Genomic DNA, 14922 nt, shown 5'->3' on the forward strand with positions numbered 1-14922 from the left:
TTAAATATATATTTTTACAAAATCTTTAGTATTTTCAACTATAACTCTAAGTTTTTCAATTATTAATTCTCAACTAAAAAGTGTGGGGTAGCAACTTTGTTCTTTAAAAAGTTATGAAGAAATTTAATAAATAATATGTATATATGTAAAAAATTTATTGTAAAAATTATTTTAAGAATATATAATGAAGATATAGTAAAAATAATTTAATATTTATATCTTCAGGGCAGGGTGTAAATCCCTACTGGCGGTAAAGCCCGCGAGCTAAAATTATAGCAGATTCGGTGTAACTCCGAAGCCAACAGTATAGTCTGGATGAAAGAAGGTAACCTATTAGGAATTAGGAACGTTTTATTCTTAATAATTTGGTATATGCCCTGATGTATTTATGCATCAGTTTTTTTGTTTTTTAAAATAAATGTTTATATCTTAATTAGTTAATGTAATTGTAATTCATAAGAATATTTATTTAAAAAAATAAAATATTAAATCTAGGGACAACTTAGATTGTTTACAAATTTTAAAGGATAATATTAAAACGTTACCTTAAATCTAATAAGCTACACCAGGGAGATAATCTTTTGGGAGGCATAAAATGAACAAAAAGACAAACAAAACAATTAAAATTTCCTTATTATCAGCATTAGCATTGATACTTATGTATTTTGAATTTCCTGTTATACCTATATTTCCATGGCTTAAAATTGATTTAAGTGATATACCTGCATTATTAGGAACATTTGGATTTGGACCTTTAGCAGGTGTAACAATAGAATTAATTAAAAATATATTAATACTTTTGATCAAGGGAAGTCAAAGTGGATTTGTTGGAGAGCTTGCTAACTTTTTAGTTGGAGTATCTTTAATACTACCAGCAGGAATTGTTTATAAAAGAAACAAATCTAAAGAATCAGCTATTTTAGGCATGATTTTAGGTGGGATTTCTATTGAAATTGTAGGAATTATAGCAAATGTATATATACTTTTACCAGCGTATGGTATGCAAATGAGTAGTGCAGAATTATTAAAATATATTACTGTGGGTTTATTACCTTTCAATGGTATTAAAGCAATAATAGTATCTTTATTAACATATGTTTTATATAAAAAGATATCTGTATCTATATTTAAAGCAGAGCCTAATTTTGGAAGTCCGGAAAAAAATTCAAAGACTATAACTGAGTAATTAAAATATAAAAAATAATTCTTAAGCTAAAATTTAGCTTAAGAATTATTTTTTTCATCTATACGCCACATAATCACAGCATCTTCTTTATTATCTTGATAATAATTTTTTCTTACTCCTTGTTCTACAAAACCATATTTTTTGTATAATTTTTGAGCAGGAATATTACTAGCTCTTACTTCTAAAGTGTAGGCATTGCAATTAACATCTTTAGTTAATTTGATTAATGCATCTAATAAAGTTGAGCCAACATTTTTTTGTCTAAAATCAGGATGTACTGCTATATTAGTTATATGAGCTTCATCCATTACTATCCAAGTACCAACAAATCCAATAACTTTATTATCTAATTTAGCAACAATATAATTTGCAAGGGGATTTGCCAACTCTTGAATATATGATTCTTTACTCCAAGAGATAGGAAAACTTAATAAACTAATTTCTAAAACTTCATTAATATCAGCTTCAGTCATTAAACTAGTTTTAATTTTCACTTTTTAACTTCATCCTTTTTTCATATTCTCTCTCAGCTTGAGGTTTTTTCAAATAAAATGGAGCAGAGTTAGAATCATCACATTCACTATTTTTTAGTTTTAACATTCCTAATTCTCCTAAAGAAGAAGCTCTAATTAAGTTAAGGTGATTTGGAGGGAAGAAGCAATTATTGCAGTTTTCTAATATGTATTCTTTAGTGTTATTAAGTCCATCTCCAATGAACATAACATTTTCTCCTTTTTCATTAAGAATATCAACTAGTTCAGTTATATCAAGAGCAGAGTAATCCATTATTTGTTCTAATTTTCCATTACAAGATTTATATAAAGCAGTATAAACATTATTTCTTAATGCATCCATAACTGGACATATTATTCCATTAAAAGGAGCAATGCTATAAGCAAGTGCATCAAGACTAGAAACACTTACATATGGTTTATTTGATCCAAAACTTAAACCTTTGATTGTAGCCATTCCAATTCTTAAGCCTGTAAAAGAACCAGGTCCTTTTGAAACAACAAATCCATCAACTGAATCTATATCTAAATTACAACCATCTAATAAATTTTCAACTAAAGTCATTAATATTGTAGAATGTTCTTTTTTATTATTTAAAGTTACTTCTCCAAGCAATAAATCATCTTTAAGTAAAGCAGCAGTTGCAACTTTAGAAGATGAATCTATACTTAATACGATCATATTTTCAACTCCTTTATGTAATCATATCTTTTTCCATAAGGTGTTAATGTTATTTTTCTATAATTATCACCTTTTTCTAAATTTTTTTCTATATTTATATGAAGAAATTCATCAGGAATAATATCTTCAATATAATTTGCCCATTCTATTATAGATACACTATCTGAAAAAATGTAATCATCAAAACCGATAGCATATATTTCATCGGGATCATTTACTCTGTAAACATCAAAATGATTTAATTTTAATCTACCATCATCATATTCATTTACAATTGTAAATGTCGGACTTGTAATATCCTCTTTTATATCTAAACCAAGAGCAATTCCTTTTGTTATATGAGTTTTACCAGTGCCTAAATCTCCTGTTAGACAAATTATATCTCCTGAATTAAGCAATTTTCCAATTTTCATACCTAAATTAGTAGTTTCATTTATGCTATAAACATTAAATTCCATAAAAAGAACTCCTTTCCCTAGCATTTAAAGTAAAAATACTTTATTAATAATTGTTGCCATCTTTTTATTTTATCTAATTTTATTTATAAAATCAAAGTTTATAATTTTATAAGTAAAAATTAATTTATAAGAATAATACAATTAAATTTGCAATAATAGAGTAAATAAATTAATATAAGGCATATGAAAATAAATAAAGAGTGAAAGATGCGATGGATATTTTGTGAAATACAATGACTTGGAACCGGCTAATAGTTGTGCTATTAGTAGATTCCAAGGAAGAAGTAGTTCATAAAATAAACTAGCATACTGACTAGTTATTTATTTGAATGTGCCTAAGTTAAAAAATATAATAAAATACACGATAAATTAAATGTAAATAAATTTTATTATAAAAATATATACACATAATGTATTTAGTTGATATAATATTACTAGAGTTTTATTAGGAGATAATTTTATATATTTTCGGAGGAGATCAAATTGAAAAAGATTACCTTTATTATGATTATAATAACTCTTACATTTTCTATAGGCATAGGAGTATTTTCAAATCCTTTATTAGCTAATACTGAAAATACACAAAAAGAAAGTAGAGAGAGATATTTAAATATAATGGCTATTAATAAACCACAGTATAAAATGGTGAAAAAAATTGTTAATGATAAACACAATGTTCAATATATGATGACAGAAGAAAATGATATTAATAAATTTAAGTATAATAAAGAGATTATAGACAATGTTTCTAATATGGATATTTTTATTTATTCTGGAACCAGTTTTGAACCTTGGGCTAATAGTTTTATAGATGAACTAAAAAAAGGAAGCCTAGGTATAGTTAATTTATCAAGGGGTGTAAGGCTTTTAAATTATGATGGTAATGAATCATCAAAGGAAAACCCATATTACTTTGAAGGAATAGATTCATATAAGATAGCTCTATATAATATAAAAGCTGCTATTCAAGATAAAGATCCTAAAAATAGAGATTATTATGAAGAAAATTATCAAAAATCAATAAAAGAATTAAATGATAAAATAGAGCCATACAATAAAAAAGTAAATGCATTAAAAGATTATACATTTTTAGCTTTAAACGATAATTTTGATTATTTAACTAAAGATTTGGGATTACATGTGGTGAAACTAAATAACTATGAAATATCAGAGTTTATAAAAGTTAATAATTTAGATGAAAAGAAATTAATAGTATTAAAAGATGGTACAGAACAAACTAATATGAATTTATCTAAATATAAAGTGGTTAATCTTTGGAAATATTACGGGAATATGTCTTTTGATGAGTTAATATTATACAACATAAAAGTATTAACGGATTTATTGTAGAAAATAGTTGATTTTTTAAATAGTAATACTATAAAGAATATTAATAAATTTAGTGGTTATATAATATTTTATTGAAAATTTACTGATTATTAATAAAAGGTTACAGCATATGGTGTTGTAACCTTTTATTTTTAGTGCATATATTTATTATTTGCAATCATATTGAATAAGCTTTTCTTTATATAAATCACAAAAATCTAAAAATTCATCCGTAAGAGGCATTCCTCCTACATGATGATAATTTGGATCAGTCATTAAATTTTTAGCATACTCTTTCATTTTATCTATGAATGGAAGAAAAGCTTTTGTATTGTTTGGAGTAAAGTCTGGTACATCTATTCCATCATCTTTCATCATATCTTTTATTATAGCATATAAACAGGAGTTATCACCAACTTCTCCTTGATTAGCTTCTTTAAAAGCATCATAAGCTTTTTTAGTATTAATTACATTTTGATTTTTTTCATTTATTTCAATTGAATCAGTAGCATTATTAACAGTACTTTTATTATCTGAAGCAGATAAATTATTTTTATAAAAATCAGAATTAATTATATTTTTGTAGTTTAAATTATTATATATTTCCATAAGAATCTCCTTTAAAAGTAATTTATAAATATTATAATCGAAAAGTAAATAAAAAACTTAATAGTAAAAAATAAACATAAAAAACTAATGATTAAATTTGTATTAGAAAATAGCTATTTTTAATAAAAGAGTATTAACAGATTTATTGTAGAAAATAGTTGATTTTTTGATAATTGTGTTATATAATTAATATCGTTGTGAAGGGGTATGGCTCAACGGTAGAGTAGTGGTCTCCAAAACCATTGGTTCTGGGTTCAAATCCTAGTGCCCCTGCCAGAAAAGGTCGTAGCACGTTGTGCTACGGCTTTTTATTTTTGCGTAAAAAAGAAATATAGATATGAATAATTATACTATTTAGTCAACAGTGTTATTAAAGCTGTTGATTTTTTTGTTATTTATAAAACATATTAAGAACATTTAAAATATAAATAATAGCGAATTTTAATTGAATAATGTAGAATGTAATACTATATTAATTTTGAGAATTTGTTTATAATATTTAGTATATATTGGGGAAAATAAGTATAAAAGAAGTATGGCGGATAACTTTAATTCATTAATGCAGAGTGCATTTAAAGGAGAATTATTTAATTAAAATGTAATATATTGGGGTAGAATGTATTTATAAAGGAGGGAGAGTATATCATGCTTCAGGAGAAAAAGTAGAGTTCTCTGAAATCAGAAAAAGTAAGTACACTAAAGATTTTTCATGGGGATTTTATTGCACAAATAATTATGAACAAGCTGAGAAGTGGTCAAAAAGAAATAGAAAAACGCCAACAATAAATTACTACACTTATGTAGAAAAAAGTAATTTAAGAATATTAAAATTTGAAGAAATGAATGATAAATGGTTAGATTTTATTGCAAAGTGTAGAGCGGGATTTATACATGAATATGATATTGTGGAAGGTCCTATGGCTGACGATACAGTATGGGATTTTGTAAATGATTATTTATCAGGTGATATTTCAAAAGAGATTTTTTGGCAGTTAGCAAAATTTAAGCATCCAACACATCAAATAAGTTTTCATACATTAAAAGCTCTTGATTGTCTTAAGTTTGAAAGAGGTGAGATTATTAATGAATGATACTCAAAAAAATGATTTGTTTTATGTATGCTGTCTTATAGAATTTATAAGTAGGAAAAGTAAAAATAGAAGATCAACAATTGTTGAAATATTAGGCAAGAAAGAGTTAGCTAGACAATTAGATATTGCTCAGGTTAATCATTGTCTATCATTTGAGCAAGTTTCAGATGAAATAATAGAGTATTTTAATATACAAGAAGGTAACTTTGATACAGTCGGATTATGTAAATACAATGTTCCAAGTGTTCAATCTATAGGAAAAGTATATCAAAGATTAGTATTAAGTATAATTTCAGAAAAAGATAATTTAGTAGATATTTTATTTGAAGTATTTAATTCATTTATAAGTGACGAAATTTCAGATTTTAATTCATCAGTTTATTATAGTAATCCGGATTATTTAAAATGGTCATATTTAGAAGGAAGATTATTAGAGTAAAAGAATAAATTAATAAAAGTAGTTTTTAAAATTAATCGTTCGTTTAATCAATTGATTGACCGGTCGATTGTCATATAAAAAAATAATTTTGTATAAACCTTATAAAGAAGAATTTTTTTTACTTTACAACAGAACTAATGTTCGTATAAAATTAAGATAAGAACAAATTTAGGGAGTTGTGAACACTTTGAGTAGAAATGATAAATTAATTTTTCATATAGATGTTAATTCAGCATATCTTTCTTGGACAGCAATTAAACTTTTAAATGAAGGTAGCAATATAGATATAAGAAAAATTCATTCTGTAATAGGTGGAAATGAAGAAAAACGTCATGGTGTAGTTTTAGCAGCTTCAATACCTGTTAAGAAATTAGGTGTAAAAACAGGTGAAAGTTTATATGAAGCTAAAAAGAAATGTCCTAATTTAGTTATATATCCTCCAAATCATAATTGGTATTTTAAGATAAGTAATGAAATGATAAAAATATTAAAGGAGTATTCTCCTAAGATAGAAAGATACAGTATTGATGAATGTTTTATGGATTGTACTCATTATAAAGACAATTATCAGCAGATGGCTATAAATATAAAAACAAGAATAAGTACAGAACTCGGATTTAATTGTAATATAGGAATATCCACCAATAAATTATTAGCTAAAATGGCAAGTGATTTTAAACCTAAAAATTCAGTACACACTTTATTTAAAAATGAAATTAAAAAGAAAATGTGGCCACTTCCAGTTGGAGAATTATTTATGGTTGGTAAATCAACTAAATTAAAATTAGCTAAATTAAATATTAAGACAATAGGAGAACTAGCTAATTTGGATGTTGATTTTTTAATTGAAAAAATGCATTCACATGGAAAAGTTATATATGAATATGCTAATGGCATAGATAATTCTGAATTAATTGAATCAGAATCTTTAAAAATAAAAGGGATAGGAAATTCTATAACCCTTTCAAAAGACATTGATAATATAGAAGAAGCTTTAAAGATATTACTTTCCCTTACTGAAAATGTTTCTAGAAGGCTTAGAGAAAGCAAAAATTTATGTTCTATTGTTACTGTAATTATAAAAACTAATAATTTTGTTCAATATTCTCATCAAAAAGTTTTAAGTAATTGTACAGATAATACTATGGAAATTTTTAAGGGGATAAAAAAGGCTTTTTGTGAATGTTATAGAGGAGAAAAAATACGTCTATTAGGAGTTAGGCTTACTAAATTGTGTGATAATAAATATTATCAGCCAAGTCTTTTTGATTTTGAAAACGATAAAAAACAAAAGAATTTAGATATTGTAATGGATAGGATAAGAAAAAAATATGGTAAGGAGTCTATAATTAGATCTGAATTATTAAATTCATCTAAAATAAATTTAAAAGATGATATAATTAAATACTAATTAAATTATTAAATCAACAGTTTTATTAAATCTGTTGATTTTTTCAGTTTATAACCAGAATATTATTAAAAAATATTACTGGTCAATTTAGGTGGAAAAGTTACTTTCTATTTTAAATTTAGAAAAAATATAAAATATTTATAACAATAATACTTAGTAAATAAAGAATTGTGTTGATTAAATAAAAATTTTTGAACAAATATTTACTCAAAATTAGAATTTATAAGTATATATTAAAAAAATAATAATATATTTTAATAATTAACTATACAAAAATAATATGAATATTTATGTTTATGTTTTTAAAATAAAATATAAAGTATTTTATAGATTAATCTTAATTATTAGAAAATATGTAAATAGTTATTCTAATATAATTTGACATTATTTTTGTTTATAATATTTAAAAATATATAAGAGGTGAATTTTAGTGAAAAAAAGTAATAGAGCTATTAATGCAAATGATGGTTTTCTTGAAAGAACTTTTAAACTAAGTGAAAGTAATACAACGATTAAAACGGAAATTATTGCAGGTATTACTACCTTTTTAACTATGGCTTATATTATTGCAGTAAATCCGGATTTTTTATCACAGACAGGAATGGATAAAGGTGCTGTTTTAACAGCAACATGTTTAACAGCAGGTTTAACAACAATTTTTATGGGGATTTATGCAAATTTACCTTTTTCATTAGCTTCAGGTATGGGGCTTAATGCTTTTTTTGCATTTACAGTATGTGGAGCAATGAAAATTCCATGGCAAGTAGCTTTAACAGCAGTATTTTTAGAAGGTATTATATTTATTATTCTTTCACTAACAAAAATAAGAGAAATTGTAGTAAATTCTATACCTACATCATTAAAAATAGCTGTAAGTGCAGGTATTGGATTATTCATAGCATTTATAGGCTTTCAAAATGCAGGTATAGTTATAAATGATAATGCAACATTAGTTACTTTAGGAACTTTCAAAGATCCAAGAGCAGTAATTTCTATTATTGGAATTATAATTATTGGTATATTGATACACAAAAAAGTAAAAGGAGCAATGCTTTGTGGAATTTTAAGTTGTACCATAATATCATGGATTTATGCTCTTATAATAGGACCAGCAAAAGCAGCAGAAACATATAAAATTTTTTTACCTACAGGATTATTTGGAGTACACAGTATAGCACCAATAGCAGGTAAATTAGATTTTTCAGTATTTACAACTATAAAAGGTGTAGCTATGATTATTTCAGTATTACTTACTTTTTTATTTGTTGATTTTTTTGATACAGTAGGAACACTAGTTGGGGTGGCATCAAAAGCAAATATGGTAGATGAAAATGGAAATGTATTAAGAGCTCGACAAGCATTATTAGTAGATTCTATAGGAACAACTATGGGAGCCTTAATAGGAGTTTCAACTGTTACAACATATGTTGAAAGTTCAGCTGGTGTTGCAGAAGGTGGAAGAACAGGACTTACATCAATAATGTCAGGAATATTATTTTTGTTTGCAGCCTTATTTGCACCAATATTTATGGCAATTCCTAGTTGTGCAACTGCACCAGCACTTATTATAGTTGGATTACTTATGATGCAAAATATAACTAAAATTGATTTCTATAATTATACTGAAGCAATTCCAGTTTTTTTAACAATAATATTAATGCCACTAACTTATAGTATAGCAACAGGATTAATGTTTGGAGTTGTAAGTTATGTATTATTTAATTTATTCTGTAGAAAAAAAGAAAACGTTTCAATGACTTTAATTATATTGGCTTTAATCTTTATACTGAGATTTATTAGTATATAAAAATATATAATTATATTGGCTTTAGGTATAAATTAATCCTAAGGCCAATGTTTTATAATTAAATATTTATTTGTATTTTAACCAGTCATTGATATTTTAACATAAAGTTTATGTAGAACAATTCACTGCATATGCAATATAAATAATATTTTAGAATATGGTTTAAATATAGTTAAACTATATAGAGAGGAGAGAAGAGTATGGATAAGTTAAAAAATAATATTGATAGTGCTTTAAGAAATAAACAAGCAGATTTTGTTTTAAAGAATGCTTCTATTATAAATGTATTCACTCAAACCATAGAAAAAGGTGATATAGCTATAAATGAAGATACAATTGTTGGAATAGGAAATTACAGTGGAAAAAAGGAATTAGATTGCTCAGGATATTTTATTTCACCAGGATTTATAGATTCACATGTACATGTTGAGTCATCAAAAGTAATACCACAAATATTTTCTGATATTTTATTAAAGAATGGAGTTACTACATGTATAGCAGACCCTCATGAGATTGCTAATGTATTAGGTAAAGAGGGAATAAAATTTATGCTTGATGATAGTGAAAAAAGTAAAATAAGTATGTTTTTTATGATGCCATCATGTGTGCCAGCATTAACAATTGAAGATAATGGAGCAGTATTAAAGGCAGAAGATTTAAGTGAATTTATTAATAATAATAAGGTTTTGGGTTTAGGGGAAGTTATGGATGTTTTGTCTGTAATTAAATATAAAAATGATATTATAGATAAACTGAAACTTTTTAATAATAAAATAATAGATGGACATTGCCCTATTATAGATAGATACTCATTAAATGCATATATGAACTGTAATGTTAAAACAGATCATGAAAGTACAACCTCAGAAGAAGCACTTGAAAAAGTTAGAAATGGTATGTATATAATGCTTAGACAAGGATCAGCAGCAAGAAATTTAGTAAAATTATTGCCAGCAGTAAATTTAAAAAACTTTCATAGATTTCTTTTTTGCACAGATGATAAAGACATAGTTGATTTAATTGAAAAAGGATCTATTGATGATAGCATAAGAATTGCTATTGAGAATGGTATGGATCCAATAATGGCAATTACTATTGCAACTTTAAATGCAGCTGAATGCTATGGGCTTAAAAAAATTGGGGCTATTGCACCTGGATATAAAGCAGATTTAGTTATTTTAGAAAATCTAGAAAATATTAAAGTTAATACTGTTATTAAAAATGGGAATATATATATAGAAAATGAAGAGATAAAATTCAATGATAATATTAAATCTTCAATGAATATAGAATTAATTAAGGAAGAGATTTTTAAAATAAAAGCACCATCAAATAAGGTTAATGTAATAAAAGTTATCCCAAAATCTATTGAAACTAAGAAAGTAATAAGGGAAATAGAAATAGAAAATGGATATGTTAATAGTGATAATTTAGGAGACATTCAAAAGATTGGTGTTTTTGAGAGACATAAAAATACAGGTAAATATTCTATTGGATTTATAGAAGGGTTAGGAATAAAAGGATGTTCTATAGCTCAAACAATTGCACATGATTCACACAATATTATAGTAATTGGAAATAATGATAAAGACATGGAGATAGCTATAAATACTGTTATAAAAATGGGTGGAGGAATGGCAATAGTATCAAAAGGTAAAATTATAGAAAAATTAAGTTTACCTATTGGAGGACTTATGACTTATGAAAATCCTAAATTTGTATCACAAAAAATAAAGGGTCTGAATTTACAATGTAAAGAATATGGAGCTAAAAAAGATATGGATATATTTTTAACTTTAGGATTTATGTCTCTTCCTGTAATACCAGAAATAAGAATTACAGCAAGAGGAATATTTGATTTTAAAGAAAATAAATTTATAGATTTATTTTGTATTTAAGGCTTTAAGGTGTATTAAATAAAATTTATGTGTAATAATATAAAAGTAAGGTGGTGATTTTAAATTTTAATTAGTTACTACCTTATTATGTAATAGTTATCTGTAAATTAATAAAATTATATATTATACGTATTATTTTATAGCTTTAATTCATAATATAATTTCTGCAAATATTTATTAAAAAAATGTTATTGACATAAATTTGATTTTTATGTTATAATAAAAAACGTCTTAGGGGTATGGCTCAACGGTAGAGTAGTGGTCTCCAAAACCATTGGTTCTGGGTTCAAATCCTAGTGCCCCTGCCATAATAAAAAGCTAGAATATTAATTCTAGCTTTTTTATTTTTAGAAAATTATAGTGTTGAAAGGTCTGTGAATAATTTATAAGATACTATATTGTAAAGATATTCTGAGTATCCATAAAAAATAATTATATGCCTTACCATTATTCCTGCACTACATTTGGAAAGGGTGCATGGCTAAAAAAATTTACGCTCTATAATTTCTTAGAGATTTTGTTTTGTTTAAATTTTAGTTAAATATAAATAAGGTATTGATATATGTAATTTTACATATATCAATACCTTTTTAAATAGATAATTTATTATCTATTATATATATATAATAAGTAAAGTTGTGTTTTAATTTAAACTTTAGGATTGTCAAATAAAACTAATAATAAGGGTAATTACTAAAAATTTTATATATTTAGGTTAAAATGAGAATATATTTTATTTTGGTATTAATAAGTTTAATTAATTTATACAACTTTACTTATGCATATATCAATAAAATATTAAAATACAACTAAATTATTTATATTAAGCTTTTTTTAAATCTTCTTCTAATTCAGTCATAAGTTCTTTAACAGACATCATTTTATCAATTCTACTTGCATTTTCACCACAAAATATAAGTCCGTCATTAATGTTTCCATTAACTGCATTCATAAGCGCTTTACTTATACAGTAAGGAGTTACCTTTGGATCACAAGGAGTTAAGCAATTATAACATTTAGTTATTTTTTCTCTTCCTAATTGTGTCTTTTTTATAAAATCATTTTTAATTGCTCTACCAGGCATGCCAACTGGACTTTTTACAATACTTATATCTTCCTTTGAACAATTAATGTATGCATCTTTAAATTCCTGAGAAGCATCACATTCATAAGTAGCTACAAATCTTGTTGCCATTTGTACGCCATTTGCACCTAGTTTAAGATATTTAGCAATATCATAACCATCATAAACACCACCTGCTACTACAACAGGAATTTCTTTATTATATTTTTCACTATATTTTTTTGTTTCTTCAATTATTTGAATAACAGTATCATCAAAATTTAAATTTTCATTTTTTAAATCTTCTTCTTTAAATCCTAAATGTCCACCTGCTTTAGGACCTTCTATAATTACTAAATCAGGAGCTACATTATCATGTCTATCCCATAATTTTAATATTACTTTTGCTGATTTTAATGATGAAACTATAGGTGCAAGTTTGACTTTTGAACCTTTTGCTATCTTAGGAAGCATTGTTGGAAGTCCGGCACCTGATATTATTAAATCAATACCTGAATTAATAGCAGTTTTCACATATTCAGCATAATTACTGCTTGCAACCATTATATTAACACCTATTATTCCATTAGGAGCATTTTTCTTAGCTATTGTTATATGTTCTTTTAAAGCATTTAAATTTGCAGTTAAGGCATCTTTATTAAATTTAGGATCTTTATAGCCTAATTGCGCAGAAGATATAATTCCAATTCCTCCAGCATTAGCTACAGCAGAAGCAAGCTTTGAAGCAGATACTCCTATTCCCATTCCACCTTGTATTATTGGAAGGTGTGATATTAAATTTCCTATCTTAAGTGAACTAAATTTCATATTTATTTATCCTTTCAAACAAATTTGACTATTAAATATTTTGATTATCAAAGTATTTATTTTATTATATTATAATTTAAATTTTCGATATTAACAACCCTTAAATATTATATTAATAAATTATAAAGCAATATATTTATGTTATAAGGTAATATATTTATGAATATAAAATGTAGAATAATGGATTAAATTACTAAGGATATATAAATTTATAATGGGCAATATAATAATGTAGCCAGGAGGAATTAAAAAATTAAATCTTCCTGATTATATAAATACCAAATAGCCGGGAGGGATTGTTATGTCAAACAGCGTATTAGTTCCAGAAGCAAAACAAGGATTAGCTAGATTCAAGAACGAAGTAGCTAATGAACTAGGAGTACCATTTAGTGAATATAATGGTGATCTAAGTTCAAGACAATGTGGTTCCGTAGGTGGCGAAATGGTTAAAAGAATGGTACAACAATACGAAAACTCAATTCAGTAAAAATTGGAGAGAGCATAAATATAATTAATTAAAGTTATATAGTATTGTAAAGCCAGGAGAGTACACTATTTAAAAGGTAGTGTACTCTTTCTTTTTTTATTTATAGGAAAGTATTGGTGTTAGTGTAAAAGTGTAGACGCGGACAGATAGTTTTTATAATTATATAATAAAAAGAAATAAAGGAAGTGTATACAAATGGAAAGAAAAGTTAGAAGTTATACACGAGAATATGGAGTACAAAAAAACAACTATAAGACAATGGATTAGTAAAGCAAGCCCAAATACCACTGCTACACAAAAAGATGCTGTTGATATAAAAGCTATAATAAAAAGGAATGCTAAATTAGAGCAAGAGAATGAAATATAAAAAAAGCACTCTTAATATTCGAAATAAGAAAAGAGAGAAAATCTATAAATTTATTGACAATTATAAAGATTATTATTGTTAAAAGATAAAGAAAAATTTTTAAGTAAAAATAATGTGTTATGTACTTGTAATAATCAGATCTGCTAATTACAAGCATCCTAATAAAAAGTCGTCCAGATATGAAAAAGAAAATAAAATTGAACAAAAAGAGAATTTAATCAAAAGAGATTTTTTAGCAACTGCCACAAATAAAAAATAGCTTATATGTAATAAAATTTCACCAGAAGGATAAGTTCAAAACTATAATAAGGAAATTAATCAATTATTATAATTTCATTTAAATTCATTATAAATAATTCTTTGTAAGTCAGATTTAGTAACAGTTTGTTGATTTAATTCAGATATATGTTTATGATTTACATTTCTTTTAATAAATCATTCTGTTTCAAAACTTTATAAATAGCAATCTATTGATAAGTAACTACAAGCATACGCATCGCATCTATAAGACCAATTCTATTATTTAATGTGTATACCATAATGAGAGCATATTACACCATTAATGTCAAAGTAATCTTATTATTTATCTAGTATTTTTTACTATATTTGTATACTAAAATTATACTTTAACGAATAAAACATGGGAAAAAATCAAAATTTACTTTTAATTCCTTATTTTGTACGTTTTATGCGGTGAATATTTACAAAAACTAAATATTATGAGAATATGTGGTTGAAAATGAGTATTCGCTATT

15 protein-coding genes, 2 tRNA genes and 1 riboswitch are annotated in these 14922 nt (G+C 25.1%); of the genes, 12 read left to right on the forward strand and 5 right to left on the reverse strand.

The window, feature by feature from the left end; all coding sequences use genetic code 11:
* The first annotated feature begins 213 nt into the window (after window positions 1-213).
* A riboswitch (FMN riboswitch) is annotated at window positions 214-331 on the forward strand.
* Between the two features lie 264 nt (window positions 332-595).
* On the forward strand, window positions 596-1186 hold the full coding sequence (locus tag BGI42_RS02430) for an ECF transporter S component (protein ID WP_069678792.1): 591 nt from the start codon (window positions 596-598) through the stop codon (window positions 1184-1186).
* A 38-nt stretch (window positions 1187-1224) separates the two neighbouring features.
* Here the strand turns inward: BGI42_RS02430 and rimI are convergent, their stop codons facing one another.
* The 3 genes from rimI to tsaE are packed head-to-tail and all read right to left on the reverse strand — an operon-like array spanning window position 1225 to window position 2838.
* Entirely contained in the window at window positions 1225-1680 is a 456-nt protein-coding gene (gene rimI / locus BGI42_RS02435) for a ribosomal protein S18-alanine N-acetyltransferase (RefSeq protein WP_069678793.1), read from the reverse strand.
* Complete coding sequence (gene tsaB, locus BGI42_RS02440) at window positions 1670-2380, reverse strand: tRNA (adenosine(37)-N6)-threonylcarbamoyltransferase complex dimerization subunit type 1 TsaB (RefSeq protein WP_069678794.1); 711 nt, start codon at window positions 2378-2380, stop codon at window positions 1670-1672. The genes rimI and tsaB overlap by 11 nt, the downstream gene beginning before the upstream one ends.
* Window positions 2377-2838, reverse strand: coding sequence for a tRNA (adenosine(37)-N6)-threonylcarbamoyltransferase complex ATPase subunit type 1 TsaE (gene tsaE, locus BGI42_RS02445; RefSeq protein ID WP_069678795.1), 462 nt, complete (start codon window positions 2836-2838; stop codon window positions 2377-2379). The genes tsaB and tsaE overlap by 4 nt, the downstream gene beginning before the upstream one ends.
* A 483-nt stretch (window positions 2839-3321) precedes the next feature.
* Here tsaE and BGI42_RS02450 point away from each other — a divergent pair, with 483 nt between their 5' ends.
* Complete coding sequence (locus BGI42_RS02450) at window positions 3322-4188, forward strand: metal ABC transporter substrate-binding protein (protein ID WP_069678796.1); 867 nt, start codon at window positions 3322-3324, stop codon at window positions 4186-4188.
* A 147-nt stretch (window positions 4189-4335) separates the two neighbouring features.
* On the opposite strand, the gene BGI42_RS02455 is transcribed toward BGI42_RS02450, so the two are convergent.
* The gene (locus BGI42_RS02455) at window positions 4336-4776 is read right to left on the reverse strand and encodes a hypothetical protein (RefSeq protein ID WP_069678797.1); all 441 of its coding nucleotides are present in this window, start codon (window positions 4774-4776) and stop codon (window positions 4336-4338) included.
* Between the two features lie 201 nt (window positions 4777-4977).
* Here BGI42_RS02455 and BGI42_RS02460 point away from each other — a divergent pair.
* The 7 genes from BGI42_RS02460 to BGI42_RS02490 all read left to right on the forward strand — a co-directional run bounded on the left by BGI42_RS02460 (window position 4978) and on the right by BGI42_RS02490 (window position 11730).
* Window positions 4978-5052 (forward strand) — tRNA-Trp (locus tag BGI42_RS02460).
* A gap of 344 nt (window positions 5053-5396) precedes the next feature.
* On the forward strand, window positions 5397-5867 hold the full coding sequence (locus BGI42_RS02465; protein WP_069678798.1) for a DUF3990 domain-containing protein: 471 nt from the start codon (window positions 5397-5399) through the stop codon (window positions 5865-5867).
* Window positions 5860-6306 (forward strand): hypothetical protein, encoded by a 447-nt coding sequence (locus BGI42_RS02470; RefSeq protein ID WP_069678799.1) that lies wholly within the window; start codon window positions 5860-5862, stop codon window positions 6304-6306. The genes BGI42_RS02465 and BGI42_RS02470 overlap by 8 nt, the downstream gene beginning before the upstream one ends.
* Before the next feature lie 187 nt (window positions 6307-6493).
* Window positions 6494-7717 (forward strand): Y-family DNA polymerase, encoded by a 1224-nt coding sequence (locus tag BGI42_RS02475; protein WP_069678800.1) that lies wholly within the window; start codon window positions 6494-6496, stop codon window positions 7715-7717.
* A 430-nt stretch (window positions 7718-8147) separates the two neighbouring features.
* On the forward strand, window positions 8148-9524 hold the full coding sequence (locus BGI42_RS02480; RefSeq protein WP_420825928.1) for an NCS2 family permease: 1377 nt from the start codon (window positions 8148-8150) through the stop codon (window positions 9522-9524).
* 200 nt (window positions 9525-9724) lie between these two features.
* Complete coding sequence (gene ade, locus BGI42_RS02485) at window positions 9725-11422, forward strand: adenine deaminase (protein ID WP_069678801.1); 1698 nt, start codon at window positions 9725-9727, stop codon at window positions 11420-11422.
* Between the two features lie 233 nt (window positions 11423-11655).
* A tRNA-Trp gene (locus tag BGI42_RS02490) sits at window positions 11656-11730 on the forward strand.
* Window positions 11731-12245: 515 nt separating this feature from the next.
* Here the strand turns inward: BGI42_RS02490 and BGI42_RS02495 are convergent.
* A complete protein-coding gene (locus BGI42_RS02495) occupies window positions 12246-13313 on the reverse strand; it encodes an NAD(P)H-dependent flavin oxidoreductase (RefSeq protein ID WP_069678802.1) in 1068 nt (355 codons plus the stop codon).
* Window positions 13314-13614: 301 nt separating this feature from the next.
* Between BGI42_RS02495 and BGI42_RS02500 the strand changes: the two genes are divergently transcribed.
* The 3 genes from BGI42_RS02500 (at window position 13615) to BGI42_RS16020 (ending at window position 14426) form a co-directional block, all read left to right on the forward strand.
* On the forward strand, window positions 13615-13800 hold the full coding sequence (locus BGI42_RS02500; protein WP_069678803.1) for an alpha/beta-type small acid-soluble spore protein: 186 nt from the start codon (window positions 13615-13617) through the stop codon (window positions 13798-13800).
* 229 nt (window positions 13801-14029) lie between these two features.
* Window positions 14030-14167, forward strand: a complete 138-nt coding sequence (locus tag BGI42_RS16015) for a hypothetical protein (protein ID WP_158523385.1) — start codon at window positions 14030-14032, stop codon at window positions 14165-14167.
* A gap of 112 nt (window positions 14168-14279) precedes the next feature.
* Window positions 14280-14426, forward strand: a complete 147-nt coding sequence (locus tag BGI42_RS16020) for a hypothetical protein (protein WP_158523386.1) — start codon at window positions 14280-14282, stop codon at window positions 14424-14426.
* The last annotated feature ends 496 nt before the right edge of the window (window positions 14427-14922 follow it).

It is taken from the genome of Clostridium taeniosporum (assembly GCF_001735765.2).
Taxonomy (GTDB): domain Bacteria; phylum Bacillota; class Clostridia; order Clostridiales; family Clostridiaceae; genus Clostridium; species Clostridium taeniosporum.